17 protein-coding genes, 1 tRNA gene, 2 rRNA genes and 1 pseudogene (1 of these 21 running past the window's edge) are annotated in these 20,550 nt (G+C 59.0%); 11 read left to right on the top strand and 10 right to left on the bottom strand.

Going from position 1 to position 20,550, the window contains the following annotated elements:
* The 3 genes from CK911_RS16730 to CK911_RS16720 all read left to right on the top strand — a co-directional run.
* Nucleotides 1-1,669: ribosomal RNA gene (locus CK911_RS16730) — 23S ribosomal RNA — on the top strand; it begins 1,221 nt to the left of the window's first position.
* 128 nt (nucleotides 1,670-1,797) lie between these two features.
* A 5S ribosomal RNA gene (rrf, locus tag CK911_RS16725) occupies nucleotides 1,798-1,912 on the top strand.
* A gap of 98 nt (nucleotides 1,913-2,010) precedes the next feature.
* Nucleotides 2,011-2,087, top strand: a tRNA-Asp gene (locus CK911_RS16720).
* A 267-nt stretch (nucleotides 2,088-2,354) separates the two neighbouring features.
* On the opposite strand, the gene CK911_RS16715 is transcribed toward CK911_RS16720, so the two are convergent.
* The 3 genes and pseudogenes from CK911_RS16715 to ilvY form a co-directional block, all read right to left on the bottom strand.
* Entirely contained in the window at nucleotides 2,355-4,937 is a 2,583-nt protein-coding gene (locus CK911_RS16715; protein ID WP_098971365.1) for a bifunctional acetate--CoA ligase family protein/GNAT family N-acetyltransferase, read from the bottom strand.
* A 73-nt stretch (nucleotides 4,938-5,010) separates the two neighbouring features.
* Nucleotides 5,011-5,201: pseudogene (locus CK911_RS16710) on the bottom strand (hypothetical protein).
* Nucleotides 5,202-5,439: 238 nt separating this feature from the next.
* The gene (gene ilvY, locus CK911_RS16705) at nucleotides 5,440-6,333 is read right to left on the bottom strand and encodes an HTH-type transcriptional activator IlvY (protein ID WP_098971362.1); all 894 of its coding nucleotides are present in this window, start codon (nucleotides 6,331-6,333) and stop codon (nucleotides 5,440-5,442) included.
* A gap of 253 nt (nucleotides 6,334-6,586) precedes the next feature.
* Between ilvY and ilvC the strand changes: the two genes are divergently transcribed.
* Nucleotides 6,587-8,068 (top strand): ketol-acid reductoisomerase, encoded by a 1,482-nt coding sequence (gene ilvC / locus CK911_RS16700; protein WP_098971360.1) that lies wholly within the window; start codon nucleotides 6,587-6,589, stop codon nucleotides 8,066-8,068.
* 197 nt (nucleotides 8,069-8,265) lie between these two features.
* Here ilvC and pgi read toward each other — a convergent pair whose 3' ends face one another.
* From pgi to coaBC, 5 genes are all read right to left on the bottom strand, one after another.
* A complete protein-coding gene (pgi, locus tag CK911_RS16695) occupies nucleotides 8,266-9,915 on the bottom strand; it encodes a glucose-6-phosphate isomerase (protein ID WP_098971358.1) in 1,650 nt (549 codons plus the stop codon).
* A gap of 347 nt (nucleotides 9,916-10,262) precedes the next feature.
* Entirely contained in the window at nucleotides 10,263-11,099 is an 837-nt protein-coding gene (locus tag CK911_RS16690) for a mechanosensitive ion channel domain-containing protein (protein WP_042022635.1), read from the bottom strand.
* 166 nt (nucleotides 11,100-11,265) lie between these two features.
* Nucleotides 11,266-11,862 (bottom strand): nucleoid occlusion factor SlmA, encoded by a 597-nt coding sequence (slmA, locus tag CK911_RS16685; protein ID WP_033113593.1) that lies wholly within the window; start codon nucleotides 11,860-11,862, stop codon nucleotides 11,266-11,268.
* 68 nt (nucleotides 11,863-11,930) lie between these two features.
* Nucleotides 11,931-12,389 (bottom strand): dUTP diphosphatase, encoded by a 459-nt coding sequence (dut, locus tag CK911_RS16680; protein ID WP_033113594.1) that lies wholly within the window; start codon nucleotides 12,387-12,389, stop codon nucleotides 11,931-11,933.
* 86 nt (nucleotides 12,390-12,475) lie between these two features.
* On the bottom strand, nucleotides 12,476-13,678 hold the full coding sequence (gene coaBC, locus CK911_RS16675) for a bifunctional phosphopantothenoylcysteine decarboxylase/phosphopantothenate--cysteine ligase CoaBC (protein ID WP_098971356.1): 1,203 nt from the start codon (nucleotides 13,676-13,678) through the stop codon (nucleotides 12,476-12,478).
* A gap of 148 nt (nucleotides 13,679-13,826) precedes the next feature.
* On the opposite strand from coaBC, the gene radC reads away from it, so the two are divergent.
* From radC to CK911_RS16645, 6 genes are all read left to right on the top strand, one after another.
* Nucleotides 13,827-14,501 carry a DNA repair protein RadC gene (radC, locus tag CK911_RS16670; RefSeq protein WP_068979342.1) on the top strand — a complete coding sequence of 225 codons (675 nt, stop codon included), beginning with the start codon at nucleotides 13,827-13,829 and terminating at the stop codon, nucleotides 14,499-14,501.
* A gap of 137 nt (nucleotides 14,502-14,638) precedes the next feature.
* A complete protein-coding gene (gene rpmB / locus CK911_RS16665) occupies nucleotides 14,639-14,875 on the top strand; it encodes a 50S ribosomal protein L28 (protein WP_005321271.1) in 237 nt (78 codons plus the stop codon).
* An 11-nt stretch (nucleotides 14,876-14,886) separates the two neighbouring features.
* On the top strand, nucleotides 14,887-15,054 hold the full coding sequence (gene rpmG / locus CK911_RS16660) for a 50S ribosomal protein L33 (RefSeq protein WP_005323752.1): 168 nt from the start codon (nucleotides 14,887-14,889) through the stop codon (nucleotides 15,052-15,054).
* Nucleotides 15,055-15,147: 93 nt separating this feature from the next.
* Entirely contained in the window at nucleotides 15,148-15,603 is a 456-nt protein-coding gene (locus CK911_RS16655) for a hypothetical protein (RefSeq protein ID WP_098971354.1), read from the top strand.
* Between the two features lie 24 nt (nucleotides 15,604-15,627).
* Entirely contained in the window at nucleotides 15,628-16,440 is an 813-nt protein-coding gene (gene mutM / locus CK911_RS16650) for a bifunctional DNA-formamidopyrimidine glycosylase/DNA-(apurinic or apyrimidinic site) lyase (protein ID WP_098971352.1), read from the top strand.
* A 114-nt stretch (nucleotides 16,441-16,554) separates the two neighbouring features.
* A complete protein-coding gene (locus CK911_RS16645) occupies nucleotides 16,555-17,490 on the top strand; it encodes a VirK/YbjX family protein (protein WP_098971350.1) in 936 nt (311 codons plus the stop codon).
* Between the two features lie 94 nt (nucleotides 17,491-17,584).
* On the opposite strand, the gene coaD is transcribed toward CK911_RS16645, so the two are convergent.
* Entirely contained in the window at nucleotides 17,585-18,067 is a 483-nt protein-coding gene (gene coaD / locus CK911_RS16640; RefSeq protein WP_042022649.1) for a pantetheine-phosphate adenylyltransferase, read from the bottom strand.
* Nucleotides 18,068-18,299: 232 nt separating this feature from the next.
* On the opposite strand from coaD, the gene CK911_RS16635 reads away from it, so the two are divergent.
* Nucleotides 18,300-19,337, top strand: a complete 1,038-nt coding sequence (locus tag CK911_RS16635) for a glycosyltransferase family 9 protein (RefSeq protein ID WP_098971348.1) — start codon at nucleotides 18,300-18,302, stop codon at nucleotides 19,335-19,337.
* Between the two features lie 51 nt (nucleotides 19,338-19,388).
* On the opposite strand, the gene CK911_RS16630 is transcribed toward CK911_RS16635, so the two are convergent.
* Nucleotides 19,389-20,165, bottom strand: coding sequence for a glycosyltransferase family 2 protein (locus CK911_RS16630; RefSeq protein ID WP_098971346.1), 777 nt, complete (start codon nucleotides 20,163-20,165; stop codon nucleotides 19,389-19,391).
* Nucleotides 20,166-20,550 lie beyond the last annotated feature (385 nt).

Genomic DNA, 20,550 nt, shown 5'->3' with positions numbered 1-20,550 from the left:
GGAGATATCAGAAGTGCGAATGCTGACGTAAGTAACGATAAAGGGGGTGAAAAACCTCCTCGCCGGAAGACCAAGGGTTCCTGTCCAACGTTAATCGGGGCAGGGTGAGTCGACCCCTAAGGTGAGGCCGAAAGGCGTAATCGATGGGAAGCAGGTTAATATTCCTGCACGACTTGTAATTGCGATGGGGGGACGGAGAAGGCTAGGTGGGCCAGGCGACGGTTGTCCTGGTGAAAGTGCGTAGGCGGTATTTCTAGGCAAATCCGGAGATACAACGCTGAGACACGAGACGAACGCACTACGGTGCGGAAGCCATTGATGCCATGCTTCCAGGAAAAGCCTCTAAGCTTCAGATTACAAGTCATCGTACCCCAAACCGACACAGGTGGTCGGGTAGAGAATACCAAGGCGCTTGAGAGAACTCGGGTGAAGGAACTAGGCAAAATAGAACCGTAACTTCGGGAGAAGGTTCGCTCTTGACAGTGAAGTCCCTTGCGGATGGAGCAGTTGGGAGTCGCAGTGACCAGATGGCTGGGACTGTTTATCAAAAACACAGCACTCTGCAAACACGAAAGTGGACGTATAGGGTGTGACACCTGCCCGGTGCCGGAAGGTTAATTGATGGGGTTAGCGCAAGCGAAGCTCTTGATCGAAGCCCCGGTAAACGGCGGCCGTAACTATAACGGTCCTAAGGTAGCGAAATTCCTTGTCGGGTAAGTTCCGACCTGCACGAATGGTGTAACCATGGCCATGCTGTCTCCACCCGAGACTCAGTGAAATCGAATTCGCCGTGAAGATGCGGTGTACCCGCGGCTAGACGGAAAGACCCCGTGAACCTTTACTACAGCTTGGCACTGAACATTGAACCTACATGTGTAGGATAGGTGGGAGGCTTTGAAGCGATAACGCTAGTTGTCGTGGAGCCGTCCTTGAAATACCACCCTTGTATGTTTGATGTTCTAACGCAGGGCCCTGAATCGGGCTCGCGGACAGTGCCTGGTGGGTAGTTTGACTGGGGCGGTCTCCTCCCAAAGAGTAACGGAGGAGCACGAAGGTTGGCTAATCCTGGTCGGACATCAGGAGGTTAGTGCAATGGCATAAGCCAGCTTAACTGCGAGACGGACAGGTCGAGCAGGTACGAAAGTAGGTCATAGTGATCCGGTGGTTCTGAATGGAAGGGCCATCGCTCAACGGATAAAAGGTACTCCGGGGATAACAGGCTGATACCGCCCAAGAGTTCATATCGACGGCGGTGTTTGGCACCTCGATGTCGGCTCATCACATCCTGGGGCTGAAGTCGGTCCCAAGGGTATGGCTGTTCGCCATTTAAAGTGGTACGCGAGCTGGGTTCAGAACGTCGTGAGACAGTTCGGTCCCTATCTGCCGTGGGCGTTGGATGATTGAAGGGAGTTGCTCCTAGTACGAGAGGACCGGAGTGAACGAACCTCTGGTGTTCGGGTTGTCACGCCAGTGGCACTGCCCGGTAGCTAAGTTCGGAATCGATAACCGCTGAAAGCATCTAAGCGGGAAGCGAGCCCTGAGATGAGTCATCCCTGACCCCTTGAGGGTCCTAAAGGGCCGTTGGAGACCACAACGTTGATAGGTGGGGTGTGTAAGCGCGGCGACGTGTTGAGCTAACCCATACTAATTACCCGTGAGGCTTAACCATACAACACCCAAGAAGTGTTCTGAGACTTGTAGCAAATACCAAGTGAACTACTAACTAATTCAGTGATAGTGATGAAGCCATGAGCGACATCATTACTCACGTCAGCTTTCTCAGATTGAATTAATTTGCCTGGCGGCCATAGCGCCGTGGAACCACCTGATCCCATGCCGAACTCAGAAGTGAAACGCGGTAGCGCCGATGGTAGTGTGGCATTCGCCATGCGAGAGTAGGACACTGCCAGGCACCCAATTAAACAGTGATGTGAAGAATCACATCATTGGCCGAGAGGATGACACCTCTGATAAGCGGCAAAAGATTTAGCGAAAAGCTAACCAAATAGCGGAGCGGTAGTTCAGTTGGTTAGAATACCGGCCTGTCACGCCGGGGGTCGCGGGTTCGAGTCCCGTCCGCTCCGCCACTAATTTTAAAGGCCTTCCCGATTGGGAAGGCCTTTTTGCTATGGACGGATTTTGCCCATTGAAGCCCATGTTTGCACACCAGAGTGAGCACCAAAGCCCGGTCTCTCGACCGGGCTTTGTCATTTTTAGTGTGTTAAACAGTCAATGCTTGGCGTTTACCTGTCGGAATAGGGCTAAAAAACCTGTCATTCCCGCCATTTTTTATCTATATTCCGGCCCTTTTCGGTCGATTATCAACCACTTGAGTGAGGCTATGGTCGACCAAATTAGACTTCTGCCGCCTGTTGGCTACAGAGAAGTTCCATATTGACCACCCCATCCTCCATCTGGACATCGATCTTGAAGCCAAGCCGCTTGGCGAGGTTGACCATGCCTCGATTGCTGGGCATGGTCATGCCGGATAACTGGCCAATCCCCTGCTCTTTGGCATAACGGATGATCTTTTCCATCATCAATTTGCCGAGGCCCACCCCTTTCAAGTCCGATCGCACCAGAATGGCAAACTCGGCATCGCTCAGGTCTGGGGTCGAGATAGCGCGAACCACACCGAGGATCTGATCCTGCAGTTCGCCATCCTGCCCGACCGCCACAAAGGCCATCTCTCGGTCGTAATCGATCTGGGTCATGCGAGCCAGCTCTTCATGGCCGAGTTCGCCCACGTCGGCAAAGAAGCGCTTGTACCTGTCTTCATCAGAGACTTGCAGAACGAACTGCTTGTGAGCAGGTTCATCTTCCGGCCGGATCGGGCGCAGCAGGATATGGCGCTGATCTTTAAGCCATGCTCCCTCCTCCAGTTCGGTTGGATAGGGGCGGATCGCCAGTCGGTTGCTGGTCGGGATGGCGGGGTCAGCCAGCGTAAGGCTGGCATCCAGTACCACCATTTCGGCACCGCACGCTTGTAGCGGGTGCAGGTCCAGCTCCTGAATCTCCGGAAAGGCGAGCAATAGCTCGGAGAGCTGGCAGAGCACCTGACTGAGGGCATCGATATCCAGTCGCTCCGGCGTGGCCTGTTCACGGATTTTGCGGCTTTTGAGTGCACCGATGATCTGGTAACGAGCTAGCGCCTGATTGAGCGGCGGTAGCGCTGCGACCATCTCCTGCGGTTCGGCGCCCGACTCGCCCAGTAGGATGACGGGGCCAAAGATGGCGTCTTGCTGGATACGTACCCGTAACTCCAGGCCGCCGCTGCGGCGAGCCATCCGCTGCACCAGCAAGCCTTCGATACGGGCGCCCGGATCATGTTGTCTGACCCGATCCAGAATGGCATCTGCCGCTTGCGCCACTTCGGCCGAGGTGCGCAGGTTGAGCACTACCCCGTGTACGGCAGACTTGTGCAGGATATCGGGCGAGCGCAGTTTTACCGCCACCGGATAGCCGATCTGCTCGGCAGTGAGGGTCGCCTCGATAGCGTCGGTGACGATCCAGGTTGGCAGGGTCGAGAGACCGGCGGCTTGTAAAATCGGGTGCACCAGATGGGTATCCAATCTTAGCTGTTTGCGCTCCTGCGCTTGGCGGATCAGCTGCTGGCACAGATCTACATTGAGCTGGTTGCCATGCAGGGATGCCGGTGTCTCCATCAACTGCTTCTGGTTGCGGCGGTATTCCACCATGTGCATGAAGGCGGCCATGGCGCTTTCCGGCGTGCGGTAGGTCGGGATGCCCGCTTCGGTAAAGAGTTTGCGCCCCTCCTGCGCCGAGTATTCGCCCGCCCAGTTGGTGAGGATGTTGAAACGGCGCGCTCTGGGATGCTGTTTCAGATGGGCAATAAGATGGCTGGCCAGCGGCGCGCTCGGTGCCGTGAGCGAGGGGGCGTGGATGATCAGGATGGCGTCGATGCCATCTTCCTGCAACACGTTGTCCAGTGCCTCCTGATAGGTGGTGATGGTGGCATCGCTGCCGATATCGAGTGGCGGGCGAGCCAGCTTGCCGCCCCGCTCCAGCAGCACATCCACCGCCATATTGGCCAGTCCGCGGCCGTTGGAGATGATGGCGAGTCGCTCTCCCTTGAGGGTCATGGAGTGGCTGAGGGTTTCCACCGCGGCAAACAGTTCGTGGGTATCCCGTACCCGCAGCATGCCGGCGCGACGGATGGCGGCATCATAGACATTGTCGAGACCGTGGGCCGGATCGTGGCGCCCGCTTTTAAGCACCAGGATCGGCTTGTTGCGCGAGGCTGCCCGCGCCGCCGAGAGAAAGTGGCGGGCGTCGTGCAGCTTGTCCATGTAGATCAAGATGGCGCGGGTGACGCTGTCGCGGGAGAGCTGATCCAGCAGCTGGCCGAAGTCGATGTCGCAGTGATCACCCAGGGAGATGAAGGCGGAGAAGCCCAGCTCATGCTGTTTGGCCCAATCCAGAATGGTGGTGCTGACGGCGGCGGATTGCGACAGAAAGGCGACCTGTCCCGGTTTGGCGGCAATGGGTGAAAAGCTGGCGTTGATCCCCTGGCCGGGCAGCAGCATCCCCATGCTGTTGGGGCCGAGCAGGCGAATGCCATATTGCTGGCAGACCCGTTTCAGCTCCAGTCGCTCCTCGGGGGAAAAGTCGGCGGCCAGTATGATGGCCGCTCCCGTGCCTTTTTGGCCGAGCGCTTCCAGCAGTGGCAAGACCCGCTCCCGCCTTGTGCAGATGATGGCGAGATCCGGGGTCAGCGGCAGGCTGGCGATATCGGGATAGGCCAGCACGCCGGCGATGGCCTTATTGCGCGGGGTGACAGGAAGGATGGGCCCTTTGAACTGGCCCGCCAGCAGGTGGCGCACGATCACATGACCTGCCTTGAGCGGGTCGGTCGAGGCGCCGATCACGGCGATTGATTGGGGTTTGAACAGCCGATCCAGACCGCTTGCGTTCATGGGCACTCCCGACAAAAGGGGGAAGATACCAGTCTAATACGCCTTTGCTGCGGGTTCTGTGACCGGATCCTGATCACCGTTTGTTCAGGGCATTGGCCCGCAGATAAAAGCGTAGTTCGCCTTGCACCCGACGAATGGCGCCGAGGTGGCGTTCCTGCAGATAGATATCCTGCTCCCGGTCCAGCGCCGTGCTGGGCACCCCATGCTTTGCAGATACTCGTCAAACAGGGTTGAACCCTTGATCTCTACCAGATGCTGTTTCATGGCTCTCCTCCCTGCGCCTTGGCGTTTGTTGATGAACGCCCAGTCTGCGATGACCTGTCGGGTTTGCCTATTGTCATTTCTGACACGAGATTTGACACGAGAGCGCTCACACATCTTTCAGAGAGGGCACCGTGGAGGCGCTGGCTGGCGCATCGGCAACCGAGCAGCCTATCCGCGCCCGTAATTTTCACCCCTCTGCCATCTAACTGCGGCCTATCGCGACCGCTATCAGCCTATTTCAGCGCAGTGACCCCTGATTCTGCGCGGTATCCCAGAAGGCACGGATCAGCGGTTCCTCCAGCCGCTTCTTGAGTACCCCGATCCCCACATCAAATGGCTTGAAGGCGGGCTTGAGGTCGATGATCCGCACCTTGTCGCCGAGCGGGCTGTGGTCGATCACCGCCGCCGGTACCAGCCCCACACCACAGCCGAGCGCCACCATGGCGACGATCCCCTCGTTACCCGCCACTTCGGCGTAGATGTAGGGGGCTATCCCCTTGTTGCGAAACCACTGATCGCTGCGTTTGCGGGCCAAGCCCTGCTCGGAGAGGATAACCGGCAGTTGCTCCCAGTCCGGCTCCCCCTGGCGGAACCACTGGTTCAGCTGGGGGGCGTTGCGCGGCGCGATAAAGACCAACGGCACCAGCTGCAGGCTGGCAAATTCCAGCTTGGCGGGCAGGGCATCGGGACGGGCGGCGATGGCGAGATCGGCTTCATCGGCCAGGATCTTGTCCACCGCCAGCGCCGGGTCGCCGGTCTCCAGCTTGATCTCCAGCTGGGGGTAGCGGCGGCGAAAGCGCTCCAGCACTTCGGGCAGCAGAAAGTAGCTGGCAGTGACCGAGCAGAACACTCGTAGCCGCCCCTGCAGCGGTTCGTCGCTGCGTTTGAGCTCCTGCTTGAGCTGACGCCACTCCTGCAACAGGCCGCCGCCAAACTCCCGCAGCTTCTCGCCGGCAGGGGTGAGCCGCACCGAGCGGTTGTCCCTTTCGAACAGCACGCAGCCGGTCTCCTGTTCCAGTCGCTGGATGGCGCGGCTCAGGGTCGAGGGGCTGACCGCCATTGCATCGGCGCTCTTGCCGAAATGAAGGGAGTCGGCGAGGTGGAGAAACAGCTCGAGATTGCGAAGGTCCATTGATCACTTCCTGCTGCAGTCAGGGCATAGATTCATGCCGAACCGTTCGGCTCTGGCAACCGCCTCCCCGGATAAGTCAGCTGCAATTTTGCTGAAATGGGGAGTCACATGGGGTGAAACTGCCAAGAATCATCTTTCAATTCTTGCAACATACTGTTTCGAATATATCAGTTCAGGCAATAAGTGTCCCGCGCTATAGTGGTTCAGACAACGCCGCTACCCGGCATGGAATCAATCGAACGGAGCAATCACCATGGCTAACTATTTCAACACCTTGAACCTGCGTCAGCAGTTGGCCCAACTGGGCAAGTGTCGTTTCATGCAGCGAGCGGAATTCGCCGACGGTTGCGACGTGCTGAAGGGCAAGAAGGTGGTGATTGTGGGCTGTGGTGCCCAGGGGCTGAACCAGGGTCTGAACATGCGTGACTCCGGGCTGGATATCTCCTACGCCCTGCGCAAGGCCGCCATCACCGAGAAGCGCGCTTCTTGGCAGAAGGCCACCGACAACGGCTTCGCGGTCGGCACCTATGAAGAGCTGATCCCGAGCGCCGATCTGGTGTTGAACCTGACCCCGGACAAGCAGCACTCCGACGTCGTGAAAACCGTGATGCCGCTGATGAAACAGGGCGCCGCGCTGGGCTACTCCCACGGCTTCAACGTGGTGGAAGAGGGTCAGCAGATCCGCGCCGACATCACTGTCGTCATGGTAGCGCCGAAGTGCCCGGGTACCGAAGTGCGTGAAGAGTACAAGCGCGGTTTCGGTGTGCCGACTCTGCTTGCCGTCCACCCGGAGAACGATCCCAAGGGCGAAGGTATGGCCATCGCCAAGGCGTGGGCCTCTGCCACCGGCGGCGACCGTGCCGGGGTGCTGGAATCCTCCTTCGTGGCGGAAGTGAAATCTGATCTGATGGGCGAGCAGACTATCCTCTGCGGCATGCTGCAGGCCGGTTCCCTGCTCTGCTACGACAAGCTGGTTGCTGAAGGAACCGACAAGGCCTATGCCGGCAAGTTGATCCAGTTCGGTTGGGAGACCATCACCGAAGCCCTGAAGCAGGGTGGCATCAGCCTGATGATGGACCGACTCTCCAACCCAGCGAAACTGCGCGCCTTCGAGCTCTCCGAGCAACTGCGTACCCTGATGCGCCCGCTGTTCGAGAAGCACATGGACGACATCATCGCCGGTGAGTTTTCTCGCGGCATGATGGCCGACTGGGCCGAAGATGACGTCAAACTGTTCACCTGGCGTGAAGAGACCGGCAAGTCTGCCTTCGAAAACGCCCCGGCGTTCGCTGGCAAAATTGCCGAGCAGGAGTACTTCGACCATGGCGTGGTGATGGTGGCCATGGTCAAGGCGGGTGTCGAGCTGGCGTTCGAAACCATGGTGGCTTCCGGTATCTACGAGGAGTCCGCCTACTACGAATCCCTGCACGAGCTGCCGCTGATCGCCAACACAGTTGCTCGTAAGCGTCTGTACGAGATGAACGTGGTCATCTCCGATACCGCCGAGTACGGTAACTACCTGTTCGCCAACGCTGCTGTGCCGTTGCTGCGTCAGCACTTCATGCCGACCCTGAAAGCGGGCGATCTGGGTGCCAGCAAGGCGGAAGGGCAGAGCGTGGATAACCTGGCGCTGCTGGCTGCCAACGAGGCGACCCGCAACCATCCGATCGAGAAGATTGGTCAGGTGCTGCGCGGTTACATGAAGGACATGAAGCGCATCGCCGTTGGCGGTTAATCAGGTATGACCCGCAACCATGCCTGATGCGAGAAGATCGGTCAGGTACTGCGCGGTTACATGAAGGACATGAAACGCATCGCTGTTGGTGGTTAATGCCCCCTCATCCCCAGCCCTTCTCCCAGTGGGAGAAGGGTGAAAAATAAAAAGCCCCGCTCAGATGAGCGGGGCTTTTGCATTCAGAAAGGCCGGATAAATCAGGCTTTCCACGCTTTCCAGGTGTTGATCAGACCGTTGGTGGAGCAGTCGTGGCTGGTGACAGCCTCGGCGGTGTTGAGCTCTGGCAGGATCTTGTTGGCCAGCTGTTTGCCCAGCTCCACGCCCCACTGGTCGAAGGAGAAGATGTTCCAGATTGCGCCCTGTACGAAGATCTTGTGTTCGTACATGGCGATCAGGGCACCCAGGGTTTTCGGAGTCAGGCTCTTGAACAGGATGGAGTTGGTCGGGCGGTTGCCTTCGAACACCTTGAACGGCACCAGATCCTTGACCTGCTCCAGGGTTTTGCCAGCAGCCAGGAACTCGGCTTCGACCTGTTCTTTGCTCTTGCCGAAGGCCAGCGCCTCGGTCTGGGCGAAGAAGTTGGCCAGCAGTTTCGGGTGGTGGTCACCGATCGGGTTGTGGCTGATGGCTGGCGCCAGGAAGTCACAGGGGATCAGCTTGGTGCCCTGATGGATCAGCTGGTAGAAGGCGTGCTGGCCGTTGGTGCCCGGCTCACCCCAGATGATGGGGCCAGTCTGGTAGTCAACCGGCTTGCCGTTGCGATCCACGTACTTGCCGTTGGATTCCATGTTGCCCTGCTGGAAGTAGGCAGGGAAGCGGTGCATGTACTGGTCGTACGGCAGAATGGCTTCGGACTCGGCACCGTAGAAGTTGTTGTACCACAGGCCAATCAGCGCCAGCAGCACCGGCACGTTCTGCTCATAGGAGGCAGTGGCGAAGTGCATGTCCATCTCGAAGGCACCTTGCAGCAGGGCTTCGAAGTGTTCGAAACCGACCGACAGGGCGATAGGCATGCCGATGGCAGACCAGGAGGAGTAGCGGCCGCCAACCCAGTCCCAGAACTCGAACATGTTGTTGGTGTCGATACCGAACTCGGCCACGGCCTTGCCGTTGGTGGAGAGCGCAGCGAAGTGCTTGGCAACGTGGGCCTTGTCACCGGCGATGTTGATGAACCAGTCGCGGGCGGTCAGGGCGTTGGTCATGGTCTCCTGAGTGGTGAAGGTCTTGGAGGCCACCAGGAACAGGGTGGTTTCCGGATCGATCTTCTTCAGGGTCTCGGCGATGTGGGTGCCATCGACGTTGGAGACGAAGTGCATCTGCAGGTGGTTTTTGTAGGGGCGCAGTGCTTCGGTAATCATTACCGGGCCGAGATCAGAGCCACCGATCCCGATGTTGACCACGTGCTGGATCGCCTTGCCGGTGTAGCCTTTCCACTCACCTCCGATTACCTTCTCGCAGAAGCCCTTCATCTTGGCCAGTACGGCGTTCACTTCCGGCATCACATCCTTGCCGTCGCACTCGACGGGGCGGTCGGAGCGGTTGCGCAGGGCCACGTGCAGTACCGAGCGGCCTTCGGTCATGTTGATCTTCTCGCCATTGAACATGGCATCGATCGCGCTGCGAAGATCGGTCTCTTTGGCCAGATCAACCAGCAACTTGAGGGTATCTTCGGTGATCAGGTTCTTTGAGTAATCAACCAGAATGTCGCCGCCGAAGGTGAGGGAAAACTTGTCAAAGCGCTTCGGGTCCTGCGCGAACAGATCCTTGAGTTGTGTCTCTTTGTTTGCTGCAAAGTGGGCTGCCAGTGCCTGCCAGGCCTGGGTTTGGGTTGGATTGATATTTTTCATAGGATTCCTGAAATGCCAAGTTGTGTTTGAACCTTGCAGGCAAGGTCCCGCCAAACCTTATTATCCGAGCATTATAGCGAGCCGATCGGGCGGCCCGTGTAACAGATTTTTACCGATTGTCTTTTACCGCAATGGGTCACTGTCGGGAGCATACAACCAGAACATTGGGATTATGAGTCACTAAAGCAAGGCGGATCTTGCGCTTGCTCATGATTGGGGCCACCCCGATGGCCTGAAATTGTTTTCATCCGGTTGGCTTGGTTATGCATTGCAATGGCCATGGGCCGGGGTCAGAAACGACAATGCCAGCCCGAAGGCTGGCATTGTGTATTGCAGCAGATCCGCGATCACGCCTGCGGTTTTTGCATGTGCATCACCATCTGCGGGAAGGGGATCTCGACGCCTTCGGCATCAAAGGCCAGTTTCACCTTCTCGTGGAAGTCGAACCAGACACCCCAGTAATCAGCGGTTTTCACCCAGGGGCGTACCACGATATTAACTGAGGAGTCGGCCAGTGCGGCGACGGCGATGGTGGCAGCCGGATCTTTCAGGATGCGCGGCTCTTCATTCACCAGCCGCTCGAGGATCTGCTTGGCCTTGCGCAGGTCAGAGCCGTAGCCAATGCCGAAGGTCATGTCAACGCGGCGGGTATCCATCCGTGAGTAGTTGACGATGGTGCCGTTCAGAATGGCGGAGTTGGGCACTACCACCATCTTGTTGTCAGCGGAGGTGAGGGTAGTGGTAAAGAGCTGCACGGACTGCACCACACCCGCAGTGCCCGCCACTTCGATAAACTCACCCGCCTTGATGGGGCGGAAGATGATCAGCAGGAAGCCAGCGGCGAAGTTGGAGAGCGAGCCCTGCAGCGCCAGACCGATGGCCAGACCGGCGGCACCGATAATAGCGACGAAGGAGGCGGTCTGTACCCCGACCCGGCCCAGCGCGGCGATCACCACGAACACCAGGATGGCGTACTTGAGGATGCTGCCGACGAAGTGAGTGATGGTGATGTCGAGCTTGCGGGTTTGCATCACTTTGACCACGCCACCGCTGAGCAGGTTGGCGGCGATATAGCCGACCAGCAGGGTCAGCAGGGCGGCGGCGATATTGACGCCGTACTCGATCAGCAGTCCCTGATTATTGACCAGCCAGGTCTGCGCTTCGGTAATGATTTCGGGTTCCATAGGATGTCCTGTCAGGTTCTAAAAGGTTTATGGTGGATAAATCTAACACCGCAGCGCGACAGTCCGGGTCGCATCTGGTACTTCTTTTTTGCCATAAAAAGCTGACACAAAAAAGAAGGGAGGCCAAGGCCTCCCTGCTTTTTTGCCGAATGTCGCTAAAAAACCATCAGCTCTGCAGCAACTGGCTGCGGATAAATTGCCACTGATCCTCGAAACCGGCGGTCGGCTTGAGCTTGAACTCGGAGCGGACAAACTGACTGATGCGGCCTTCGGTGTAGGCCAGCAGCAGATTGGCCAGCATGGTCTCGTCGAGCTGGAAGCCCTGACCCTCGCGCAGCCGCTTCTCCCGCAGCACCTGTTTGAGCTGGGTCTCCAGCTTGTCGAACAGGATACTGATGCGATCCCGCAGCCGATCGTGTTCCCCCAGCAGGGCGTCGCCGTTGAGGATGCGGGTGATGCCGGGATTGCGCTCGGCAAACACCAGCAGCAGCTGAAGGATGTGGTGGCAGCGCGCCATGGTGTCCTTCTCTTCCGCCATGATCAGATTGACCCGTGACAGCAGGGAATCCTCGATAAAGTCGATCAGCCCCTCGAACATCCGCGCCTTGCTGGGAAAATGCCGATAGAGGGCTGCTTCAGATACGCCGACCTCGGCCGCCAGACGTGCCGTGGTGATGCGCTGCCCCGGACTGGTTTCCAGCATATGGGCGAGCGCTTGCAGGATCTGATCGCGCCGACTCTGTTTCTGATTACTGCTTGCCATGGATTCCCCTAAAAAAACAATGGCTTGGTTCTATTATTAGACACCGCCCAAAGGGCTGGTGTGGTCTGTTATTGACGACCAGAAGAACCAAAACCGCCTTCACCCCGTTCGCTCTGATTGAACTCATCGACCAGTTGGAAGCTGGCCTGAACCACCGGCATGATCACCAGCTGGGCGATGCGCTCGCCGGGCTGCATGGTGAACTCATCTTTGCCACGGTTCCATACCGAGACCATCAGCTGGCCCTGGTAATCGGAATCGACCAGACCGACCAGGTTGCCCAGCACGATGCCGTGCTTATGGCCGAGGCCGGAGCGGGGCAGGATGGTGGCACACAGAGCCGGATCCTGAATATGAATGGCCAGACCGGTCGGCACTAGCGTGGTATCGCCAGGGGCCAGGGTCAGCGGCGCATCCAGCAGGGCGCGCAGGTCCATACCGGCAGAGCCCGGTGTGGCGTAGGCGGGCAGCGGGTACTCGGTACCGATACGGGCATCCAGAATCTTCAGTTCAATTTGTGTTGTCATGAATCGCTTGTTCAGTTGGATCTTGTGTCGGCGCCCCTCTTGGTACGGCAAGGCGGGGCGTCATGAGTCTTGCGTTATCGGGACGCTCAGCGCTGGTAGTGGCGCGCAATCAGGGCGATCAGGTGACGTGCCAGCGTCAGCTTGTCGGCCAGCGGCAGCGGGGCCTGGCCCCCTTGCCAGAAAACGGTCAGGGCGTTGTCATCGGCGTTGAAGCCCTGCCCCTCGCGGGACACATCGTTGGCGGCGATCATGTTCAGCCGCTTACGCTGCAACTTGTCGAGGGCGTATTGTTCCACATCCACGGTTTCGGCGGCAAATCCGACGGTGAAGGGTTTGTCTGCCAGGGCACCAACGGCCGCGATGATGTCGGGATTCTTCACCAGCTTCACCACCATCTGGTCGTTGTCGCCGGTCTTCTTGATCTTCTGACTGGCCACCTGCTCGGGGCGATAGTCGGCCACCGCGGCGCAGCCGATGAAGAGGTCACACTCGCCGACCCGGCTCATCACCGCCTGATGCATCTGCTCGGCGCTCTCCACATCGACACGGGTAATGCCTGCAGGGGTTGCCAGCGTCACCGGCCCGCTCACCAGCGTCACCTCGGCACCCGCTTCACGAGCGGCACGGGCGATGGCAAAGCCCATCTTGCCGGAGCTGTGGTTGCTGATGTAGCGCACCGGATCCAGTGCCTCGCGGGTCGGCCCGGCGGTCAACAGCAGCTTGACGCCCGCCAGCAACGGCTCGGCGGCCAGCTGCTGACAGCAGCGATCCACCAGATCGAGGGGATCCAGCATCCGGCCGGGGCCCACGTCGCCACAGGCCTGGCTGCCGGCATCCGGCCCCCACAGTAGAATGCCGCGGCTGGCCAGGGTCTTGAGGTTGGCCTGGGTCGCGGCGTTGAGATACATCTGCTGGTTCATGGCGGGCGCCAGCGCGATGGGTGCCGGGGTCGCCAGACAGAGGGTGGTCAGTAATTCGTCGGCCATGCCGGCGGCCATCCGTGCCATCAGGTTGGCGCTGGCGGGGGCGATCAGTATCAGATCGGCCCATTTGGCCAGCTCGATATGACCCATGCCTGCTTCGGCAGAGGGATCCAGCAGGCTGTAGGCCACCGGATGACCGGAGACCGCCTGCAGGGTCAGCGGGGTGATGAACTCTTTGGCGGAGCGGGTCATCACCACTCGAACTTCGGCCCCCTGATCTTTCAGGCGACGTACCAGCTCGGCACTCTTGTAGGCGGCGATCCCGCCACTGACACCCAACAGGATGCGTTTATCGGCCAATCTCATCTGCTGTTTCTCTATCCGGCTCACTTTGACTGGTCGGCTAAGATACCACAGGCAATGGATGACGACAGGGGTTGGCATCAAGGGGTGTGGTCGGGTGCGCGCAATTTTTTTGCTATGTTTTCTCTCAACAGGGATGAGGGAGAGACAAATGAGCATTAAGGAGTGGCCGGAGGATGAACGACCCAGAGAGAAGCTGCTGCGTCAGGGGCCCGCTGCGCTCTCCGATGCCGAGCTGCTCGCGATCTTTTTGCGCACTGGCGTTAATGGCCTGAGTGCGGTGGATCTATCGCGCAACCTGTTGAATCAATTCGGTTCTTTGCGCAGTTTGCTGGGGGCGGATCAGCGGGCATTCTGCGAGGCACACGGCTTGGGCCCTGCCAAATATGCCCAGTTGCAGGCGGTGTTGGAGATGGCCAGACGTCATCTGGCCGAACAGCTGCAACGGGGCGATGCCCTCAGCTCACCCCAGCTAACCCGGGATTATCTGCAGGCTCAGTTGCGAGATCGGCCGCGAGAGGTATTTGCGCTGTTATTGCTCGATAACCAGCACAGAGTCATTCAATTTGTTGAGCTTTTTTACGGCACAATCGATTCGGCCAGCGTCTGGCCCAGAGAAATCGTGCAGATCGCGCTCAAACATAATGCAGCTGCGGTGATTCTGGCGCATAATCACCCGTCCGGCGTCGCCGAGCCCAGCAGGGCCGACCGCCAGATCACGGATCGGATCACGGCCGCCTTGGCCCTGATCGATATTAGAGTGCTGGATCACTTGGTGATCGGTGATGGCATCACGGTTTCGTTTGCCGAGCGCGGTTGGTTATGACTGTGCTCCGGCTCCGTATTAGTTGATCTTTGATCATGGATGCTGTATAAAATGCCGCCTTCTGTTTGCCCCGCAATCGAAGGCCAGCGGGGCAGACATTTGCTCGAGCAATTGAAGTAAGATTTGGAGAGACGGACATGTCTAGAGTATGTCAAGTAACCGGCAAGCGTCCGGCCGTTGGTAACAACCGTTCGCACGCAAACAACGCTACCAAGCGTCGTTTCCTGCCGAACCTGCACACTCACCGTTTTTGGGTTGAGGGTGAAAAACGCTTCGTAAGCCTGCGCGTATCCGCAAAAGGCATGCGTATTATCGACAAGCGTGGCGTTGAAGTGGTTCTGGCTGAACTGCGCGCCAGCGGTGTTAAGGTATAAGGAATTAGATCATGGCTAAAGGTATTCGCGATAAGATTCGTCTGAACTCCAGCGCCGGTACTGGTCACTTCTATACCACTACCAAGAACAAGCGCACCATGCCCGAAAAAATGGAGATCAAAAAGTTTGATCCCGTTATTCGTCAGCATGTGATCTACAAGGAAGGCAAAATCAAGTAATTACTTGATGCTGCATTCCCAAAAACCCGGCTTCGTGCCGGGTTTTTTTATGGGCGGAATTCAGTACACTGCCGGAGCGAAAGGAGGATTGTCATGTTCAAATTGAGCCGCAAAGGCTGGAATAACGTGATCATCGTGGTGGTGCTGATCGTGATCACCCTGTTGCACCGGATGGAGAGTGCCCAGCAGGAGAACAGCGCCAAGCGGGCGCGCCCCTTGCTGCCTGATGCGGCCGTGGTGCTCACCTGGCAGGGGCCGAGCTGGCAGGTTGAACGGATCGGCCAGGGCTGGCGCAGTGGGGCGGAGCTGGGGCTCAACAGTGAGCAGCTGGCTGCCCGTCTGGCCCGTTGGCAGAGCTGGTTACTGCCCCCCGGCGAGGCGGTGCGTGGTACGCCGGTGACCATCAAGGTATGGCTGGCCGGCCAGAACGATCCGGTCGAGATTGGCCTCTATCAGAACAGCGGTCAATATGGCGCCCAACTGCCATCCGGTCTCTGGCTCTCCCTCACTGCCGAGCAGTATCGCGATCTGTTGCGTCCTGCTCCCTGAGTTCCTTTTCCTTGCGAGGTTCCAATGCCTGAATTGCCAGAAGTTGAAGTCAGCCGTCAGGGGATCTCCCCCTGGCTCACCGGCATCAAGGTGACGCGCGTGGTGGTGCGGGATGGCCGCCTGCGTTGGCCGATCCCCGGTGAAATTCAGGAGCTGGTGGACCTCACCATCCATCGGGTGCGTCGCCGTGCCAAATACCTGCTGCTGGAGACCGATTTCGGCACCGCCATCCTTCATCTGGGGATGTCTGGCAGCCTGCGTGTGCTGGATATCGGCACCCCGGCCGAGAAGCACGACCACGTGGATATCGAGCTGGAGAATGGCAAGCTGCTGCGGCTCAACGATCCGCGCCGCTTCGGCGCCCTGCTGTGGACCCGTGAACCGGCCGAAGCCCACGCGCTGCTGGCCAAGCTGGGGCCCGAGCCGCTGACTGATGCCTTTAGCGCTGACTATCTGCGCGAGCGTGCCAAGGGGCGCAGCACCGCCATCAAGCAGTTCCTGATGGACAATCAGGTGGTGGTCGGGGTGGGCAACATCTACGCCAATGAGGCGCTCTATGCCGCTGGCATTCACCCCAAACGGGCGGCGGGCAATATCAGTGGTGAGCGGCTGGGAACCCTGGTGGCCGAGATCAAGCGAGTGTTGGCCGAGGCCATTCGTCAGGGGGGCACTACCCTCAAGGATTTCACCAGTGTCGATGGCAAGCCGGGCTATTTCGTGCAGCAGTTGCAGGTCTATGGCCGTGGCGGTCAGCCCTGTTTCCACTGTCACACCCTGCTGACCGAGATCAGAATGGGCCAGCGCACCACCGTTTTTTGCAGTCATTGCCAGCGCTGAGCGCACTTTTTGCTCCGATCCGGGGGAAGTTGTAACAGCGTATTGCCACGCTGTTGAAGATTTGCACAGCTGTCACTAATATCCCGACCGTTCAGGCGGTTTGAGAATATAAAAATGACAGTTAAATCAATAGACTGGGAATATTTATCCCGGCAGGAGCGCTATTGCGCAAAATCCATGGCCCGCTTCCTCTACCCCGAGGGATGTGACCGAAAAACCTTCAATCGTGGCAAGTTCGTGCTGCGCAGCCTGCTCTATCGCAAGTCGCTGAGCCGGGTCTTCAGCCTGTTTCAGTGCGAGTCGCTCAAGGCGCTGCCAGCCATCTACCCCGAGCTGCTCGACAAGCCGATGCGTCCTTACCGCTTCGCCTGTGCCAGCGCGCGTCAACGGGCCGAGATGCTGGAAGCTCACTATCGGTTGCTCCTCGAGTGTTACCCGCAGCTGATCGATCCGCTCTATCTGGGCGAGGGGATTGAGCTGGGGCACTATCCCCAGAGCGGCTGCCGGATCCTGCTGCGCCATGACGGCACCTTCCGCCGCGAGGCCGAGCTGGCGCTCTCCATCGCCAACGGCGAGGGGCAGCGCCTCTACAGCTGCGCCTTTTCGCTGGCGGGCAGTGCGGAGCGTTTGATTCTGATGATCGGCTCCATGCAGGGGCCGGAGCCTGCGGTCGACAATGCTCAGGATCGGGTGCGCGAGCTGACCAAAGAGGGACACGGCCTGCGGCCCAAATCCCTACTGGTACAGCTGGTGCTGCAACTGGCGCAGAGCATGGGGGCGGCAGAGGTGCTGGCGGTGCGCAAGCGGGCCCACGTGTTCCAGGCCAAGCGCTACAGCAGCAAGCAGAAAGCCAACCTGCAGGCTGATTATGACGAGCTGTGGCAGGAGTTCGACGCCCGGGATGTGGACGCCAACTTCGTCGCCCTGCAAGCGCAGCCGCGCAAGCCGCTGGAGGAGATCGCCTCCAAGAAGCGGGCCATGTACCGGCGCCGCTACGAGTGGCTCGATCTGTTGGTGCAGGGGATGACCGCGTGGTTTGCCCGCCAGTAACCGGCAAGCAGGCTGAAGTCTCCATAACGAGGCCAATGCAACAAGGGCTACCCACGGGTAGCCCTTGTTCGTTGTTGCCAGCCGGGGAGAGTTTTTACCCTTTCTGCTTGGCGGCGATGGCCTTGGCCACCACGGGATCGACAAACTGGCGGATATCACCGCCGTGCAGCGCCACCTCTTTCACCAGGGTGGAGGAGATAAAGGAGTTCTCTTCCGCCGGGGTGAGGAAGACGCTCTCCAGCTCCGGCATCAGGCGGCGGTTCATGTTGGCCAGCTGGAACTCGTACTCGAAGTCGGAGACGGCGCGCAGGCCGCGGATCAGCACATTGGCCTGATGCTCCTTGGCGAAATCGACCAGCAGGCCGGAGAAGCCCACCACCTTGACGTTAGGCAGCTGGCTGGTCACTTGCTGGACAAGCTGGACCCGCTCTGCCAGATCGAACAGCGGGCGCTTGCTCGGGCTGTTGGCAACGCCGACCACCACCTCGTCAAACAGCTTGGCGGCGCGGCCGATCAGGTCAGCGTGGCCATTGGTCACGGGATCAAATGTCCCGGGATAAATTACCCTGGTAGTCATGTTTGCAGTCCTGCAGCCTGTAAATTTGGTCGCATTATAGGGGGGATTTGGCTGTTATCGCGACAGCTGACGCCTCAGAATTTATTCACTGCGCGCTGTCTGAGGTACATTTTGGCGGTTTTAATCCATGTCAGCAGGTCTCTTCGCTTGAGAATAGCCCTGCATCAGGCAAGAATACGCCCATCGCGCATCAAGCCTCCTTGCAGTGGTGACAGGGAGCAAAGGGATTTTTATGAAACGTATTCTGGTCGTTCGCAATGACAAGATTGGTGACTTCATGCTGGCATGGCCGAGCTTCGCCATGCTCAAAGGATCCATGGCGTGTCATGTGACGGCGCTGGTTCCTGCCTACACGGCGCCGCTGGCCCGGCTCTGCCCCTGGATTGACGAGGTGATCATCGATCCGGGCGTCGGTGCCGACAAGGAGCAACAGCGTGCGCTGCTGGCGCGAGTCAAGGCAGCGGCGTTCGACGCGTCCATCTGCCTCTTCTCCAACTCCCGCAACGCCATGCTGGTATGGAAGGCACACATTCCCTACCGGCTGGCCCCGGCGACCAAGCTGGCGCAGGTGCTCTACAACCAGCGACTGGTGCAGCGCCGCTCCCGCTCCCAGAAGCCGGAGTCTGAGTACAACCTGGAGTTGATCCGCCGTTTCCTGACCGATCAGCAGGTGGCCGTGGTGGAGCCCCAGACGCCTTTTCTGCAGTTCAACTCCGCAACCCTGTTGCAGGTGCGGGAACAGCTGGCGCTCAGGCTCAAGCTCGATGCCAGCCGCCCCTGGCTGATGGTGCACGCCGGCAGCGGCGGTTCGGCCAACAACCTCTCCATCGAGCAGTATGCCCGCATCATCATCAAGCTCAATCAGGCCTGCCCAGAGCTGCAGTGCGTGCTGACCGCAGGCCCGGGTGAGGAGAAGATCGCCGAACAGCTGGCTGCCGAGCTGTTAGCCCACGGCGGCAACGGCTGGATCTACCGCTCCAGCGATGGTCTACCGATGTTCTGTCAGGTATTGGCCAACGCGGCGTTGTTCGTGGCAGGCAGTACCGGGCCGCTCCATATCGCCGGCGCGCTGGATGTGCCGACCATAGGTTTCTTCCCGATGCGCCGCTCCGCCACCCCGCTGCGCTGGAAGCCCCTCAACAGCGAAGGGCGTCATCTCGCTTTCAGCCCGCCAGAGGATAGCGACCACCCGGAGGATATGAGCCAGCTCGATCCCAAGGCCATGGTACCGGAGATGGCCCGCTGGGCGGCGCCTTTCTGGCGCAAATAACGTATGCAGCAATGCAAACAGGGCCCCGCGGGGCCCTGTTTCGTATGGCCGTTATTCCGGCTGCTGTGGCTGCTGGCGCACCCAGAGGTCGGCGTATTTGACGAAGGTGGAGTGGGCGGAGAGGATCGCCAGCAGCAGCCCCTGCTTGCCATCGAGGAAACCGGCTTTTAGCAGGTACATCTTGAGGAAGCAGCCGACGGCGTGGAGCAGCCCCTGACTGAGGGAGCCCTTCTTGCCGCGAGCGGTGCGCTGATCGGCCCAGGCACGGGCATAACCGGCGGATTTCACCAGATAGTGCTCCAGATCCCGATAGGTGAAGTGGAGCAGGTCGCCATGGAGATTGACGATCTTCATGTTGGCCCGCACCTCCACCTTCTCGTGTACCAGCGCTTCGTTGTAGCTGGTGAGTGCCTTGGGATAGAGGCGCAGCACCCGATCCGGATACCAGCCGCTGTGGCGGATAAAGCGGCCAAACACCCAGGAAAGGCGCGGGATCGAGTAGATGGTATCGCTGGCCGGATTGGTCATCACGTTGGCGATGGCGGTTTTCAGCTCGGGGGTGAGCCGCTCGTCGGCATCCAGCCACAACACCCAGTCGGATTGCACATGGGACTGCGCCAGTCGGCGCTGCTTGCCAAAGCCCGGCCACTTCTCGTTGACGAAGAAACGGGCGCCAAACTCGGCGGCAATGGCCGGTGTCTCGTCCTGGCTGCCGGAGTCCAGAATGACGAGCTCGTCAACCAGTCCGTCGAGGGAGGCGAGGCACTTGCGCAGGTTGTCGGCTTCATTCTTGACGATCAGAACGGCAGCCAGAGTCGGTTTTTTCACAAAATTGGGCTCATGGTTATTGCCCGGCTGGTGGGGCGAATGGGTATTGATGGGCCATTCTAACGGAAAAACGGGCTAAAGAGAGAGCCGCCATTGCCCGTTTCTGCCTGCTGTTTGCCTGTCTCGCTGGCGTTTCATCTCGCTCGGCAGGAAGAATGCCGTCGCTGGAAAAATGAGGCGGCGGCAGCGCCAAGCAAGGATCTTCTGTTATTTATCCGACCATTGCATGTGGCGCCTAATCTCGCGCGGTGGGCAGAAGGTCACCGCTGGAAAAATGAGGTGGCTCGGGGGATTGGCAAGGATCTTCTGTTATTTATCCAGTCATTCTTGGGGCATAATCTCGCCCAGTGATGATTAACAGTCGGGCCTGTCCCGAGAGAAGACG

It is taken from the genome of Aeromonas sp. CU5, from assembly GCF_002586745.1.
GTDB classification, from domain to species: domain Bacteria; phylum Pseudomonadota; class Gammaproteobacteria; order Enterobacterales; family Aeromonadaceae; genus Aeromonas; species Aeromonas sobria.
This window is presented reverse-complemented; position numbering and strand designations above follow the sequence as displayed.